The 2873-nt window shown below is 58.4% G+C and carries 5 protein-coding genes and 2 pseudogenes; 1 reads left to right on the top strand and 6 read right to left on the bottom strand.

Features of this window, described 5'->3' with window-relative positions; all coding sequences use genetic code 11:
* Window positions 1–229: 229 nt before the first annotated feature.
* From HMPREF9538_RS00325 to HMPREF9538_RS31970, 4 genes and pseudogenes are all read right to left on the bottom strand, one after another.
* Window positions 230–943, bottom strand: a complete 714-nt coding sequence (locus tag HMPREF9538_RS00325; RefSeq protein ID WP_004140538.1) for an ArsR/SmtB family transcription factor — start codon at window positions 941–943, stop codon at window positions 230–232.
* Window positions 940–1332: a hypothetical protein gene (locus HMPREF9538_RS00330; RefSeq protein ID WP_004190914.1), complete on the bottom strand. Its 393-nt coding sequence runs from the start codon at window positions 1330–1332 to the stop codon at window positions 940–942. Before HMPREF9538_RS00330 ends, HMPREF9538_RS00325 begins: the two co-directional genes overlap by 4 nt.
* Complete coding sequence (locus tag HMPREF9538_RS00335) at window positions 1325–1648, bottom strand: antibiotic biosynthesis monooxygenase family protein (RefSeq protein ID WP_004150797.1); 324 nt, start codon at window positions 1646–1648, stop codon at window positions 1325–1327. The genes HMPREF9538_RS00330 and HMPREF9538_RS00335 overlap by 8 nt, the downstream gene beginning before the upstream one ends.
* 122 nt (window positions 1649–1770) lie before the next feature.
* Window positions 1771–1944: pseudogene (locus HMPREF9538_RS31970) on the bottom strand (hypothetical protein); the annotation flags it as partial.
* Here HMPREF9538_RS31970 and HMPREF9538_RS33265 point away from each other — a divergent pair.
* Window positions 1892–2077, top strand: coding sequence for a hypothetical protein (locus HMPREF9538_RS33265; protein WP_004140532.1), 186 nt, complete (start codon window positions 1892–1894; stop codon window positions 2075–2077). The pseudogene HMPREF9538_RS31970 and the gene HMPREF9538_RS33265 sit on opposite strands and share 53 nt — an antisense overlap.
* A 20-nt stretch (window positions 2078–2097) precedes the next feature.
* On the opposite strand, the gene HMPREF9538_RS0128650 is transcribed toward HMPREF9538_RS33265, so the two are convergent.
* On the bottom strand, window positions 2098–2325 hold the full coding sequence (locus HMPREF9538_RS0128650; RefSeq protein WP_004140530.1) for a DUF1272 domain-containing protein: 228 nt from the start codon (window positions 2323–2325) through the stop codon (window positions 2098–2100).
* Window positions 2326–2437: 112 nt separating this feature from the next.
* A pseudogene (locus tag HMPREF9538_RS30855) lies at window positions 2438–2873 on the bottom strand (glutathione-dependent formaldehyde dehydrogenase); the annotation flags it as partial.

Raw genomic sequence — 2873 nt, 5'->3', positions numbered from 1 at the left:
GTTTTTTTTCGCCTTCAGGCAATTATTCTGCCGGACGCTTGAAGCATTAGGCGATGGCGAATGTCCCGCAGCGCAACGTTCAACAAAGCTATATACCTCATGACAGGGAGAGATCCATTTGCCGTAAGAGCTCGCATGAAAACGGATTGCACGCCAGGCGTCATACTGATGGCCCGACCGGCTTAAACCGGTGCCGTTCGGCGAAAATGTGCTGTAGCCTAAACTCAGGCTATCCGCTCACTTTCAGATTAAACAGCCGGGACAGCGCCGCTCTGCCGCTATCCGTCACTTGTACTTCCCGATATCCCGGCGCGCGCGTTATCCATCCTTTTTGCAGGAACAGCGTCATTAGCGCCGAGCCGGCGTCGCCTCCCAGATGAAAACGTCTTTCGCTCCAGTCGAGACAGGGGCAGCAAGGCTTACGCCGTGGGCGGGCGTTCAGTACTGCGCCAAGGCGTTCAAGCTGGGTTTTACCGGCTGACGTCAGGGCCAGGCCATCTGCCGCCAGCCATTTTTCCCTCAGCATAAATTCATAAATATTGACCGCCAGCTCGCCCGCCAGATGATCGTAGCAGGTCCGGGCGTAGCGAAGATTAACCGGCGTGCTGGGGAGAAGCGTCTTATGCGCTTGCATAGAGACGCCCATCAGGTTTTCCAGCAGCCCGGCAATATGCGAGCCCGCCAGGCGGTAATAGCGGTGGCGCCCCTGCGCGAGACACACCACCAGTCCGTTGCTGAGCAGCCGGGCAAGATGGCCGCTGGTGGTGGAGGCGGACACCTCGGCGACCGTACTGAGTTCGGTTGCCGTCCATGCGCGCCCGTCCATCAGCGCGCAGAGAATACTGACCCTTGACGAGTCAGAGAGGGCGGAGGCCACCATCGCCATAGCTGTTTCCAGCGCCTCCTCTGGCTCACTGTCTTGCTGCGGTTTCAGGAGATTCATTCAGAAAGTATGGCCCATTTTTTGGTCACTTCCGCTGCCCGGGCGTCATCATCGGTAAGGAGAATGAGCCGGTTACGGTGGTCGCTGTACTGTACCAGAATATTAATACCATTATGGGCCAGGGTGTCCGCGATGTCTCCCAGTTCCCCAGGACGTTCCTGAGGTAACTTTCGTATCAGAGGACGGCATACATTGCTGACCGTAAAGCCGGCCTCGGTCAGCACCCTGCGGGCTTTCTCACCGTCTTCCACCAGAAAATGCGCATGTCCGGCATCAGGCGTGGTGAATACGCCACCGCCTTCGAGCCCCACGCCGTTGTTACCCAGCGCCATACCCATTGCGCCAAGCGAGCCCGGCGAGTTGCTGAGAATCACGTGAATGTCATACATCTGACTGTGCTCCCCGATCCGATGCGTAATCCCGGAACACGCGGGCTACGCGTATTCTGTAATATGAAAAAATCGATGCTTTGCCTTCGCGCTGGGCAGCCAGATGCCGCTCATTTTGCTGCCAGTTGGCCACCGAGGCTTCATCTTCCCACCAGGATAGCGAGAGGATTTTGCCGGGCGTACTCAGGCTCTGAAAGCGCTCAATGGCAATAAACCCCGGCGTGTCTGAAAGCAAAGGCGTCAGCCCGGCCGCCAGCTGAAGATATCTTTCCTGTGCTTGTGGTAAGGCGTCGGCCTCAAAAAGTACCGCAATCATAAGTCTGCTCCGTGGTGAATTTCCCGGCAGTCTACTGACGGTCAGAGCAGGAAGCTTCGGTGTGCAGCGAAATATGCCTGGCAGGAGATCAACGATTGCAACGGAAATGCTCCCAAGCGTTTTTGCGATGGTGAATAAAAAAGAACGCCAGCCATGCGATACGGCAGCCTGAGCGCACAGGGCTGGCTGAGTTTTAGTGAAATCGCGATGTGGGGGGATAAACCCTGACGGCTGCGGCTATCGATGAAAGCGATCGCCGACGGGCAGTACGGGCGGGAAAGCCGTTTTACTGACATGCAGAATATGAACCCGGAAACGCTCGCCCGGACTAGCGAAGCGCCGCCGGGCGATAATCGAAAGAGCACGTTGTCTGCCACCGGTCACGCCTTCAGGCTCCGCGCTCTCCTCGGGCGTGGATTTTTACCTTAGCCGGGAGACCTGCGTCTCGCCTACTGTGCATGGCGGCGCAGGGTGGAGGCGGGGTGGCGCCGCAGCGCCTCTTCGGGACGCACAGGGCGCCGCACCAGTTCGCCGCCGCAGTTCGGGCAATGTCCGTTCAGTCGCGTCGTCATGCAGTCCCGGCAAAAGGTGCACTCGAATGAACAGATAAACGCCTCGGGTGAGTCTGGCGGCAGATCTTTATCACAGCATTCGCAATTCGGACGTAACTCGAGCATCAACTTCTCCTCTGGTGAACGGCTATATCAGCGACGGCGGGCCAAAGCACGCTATGTTTATATCATGCCGCGATCGGTCCGCCGAGAATTTCCTTGCGCGGTAATCGCCTTCTCAGAGGGTCGCCTTCCCGGGCTGCATTCCCGGTACGAGGATCACTTTGCGGCACGCCTCTTCACGTTTCTCAAAGATCTGATAGCCGCGCGCGGCCTCCTCCAGCGGCATATGGTGAGTGACAATCTCCTCCGGGGTAAGCAGCCCTTGCTCAATAAGCGCCAGCAGATCCGGCAGCCAGGCGTGGACGTGGGTTTGTCCCATCCTGAAGGTCAGTCCTTTATCAAAGGCATCGCCAAACATAAAGCCGTGGATGAAACCGGCGTAAACCCCGGGTACGCTGACGATGCCGCCGCGGCGCACGGCGGCGATGCACTGGCGCAGGGCTTTTCCGCTGCTCCCCTCGATTTTCAGGGTGCTGAGGACGGTTTCCGTAAGGCTACCTTTCGCCTCGAAGCCCACGGCGTCGATCACCGCGTCGACGCCGCGGCGGGCC

This window comes from Klebsiella sp. MS 92-3, from assembly GCF_000195655.1.
GTDB lineage: Bacteria > Pseudomonadota > Gammaproteobacteria > Enterobacterales > Enterobacteriaceae > Klebsiella > Klebsiella pneumoniae.
The sequence above is the reverse complement of the archived record's forward strand: the minus strand, read 5'-3'. Positions and strand labels throughout refer to the sequence as shown.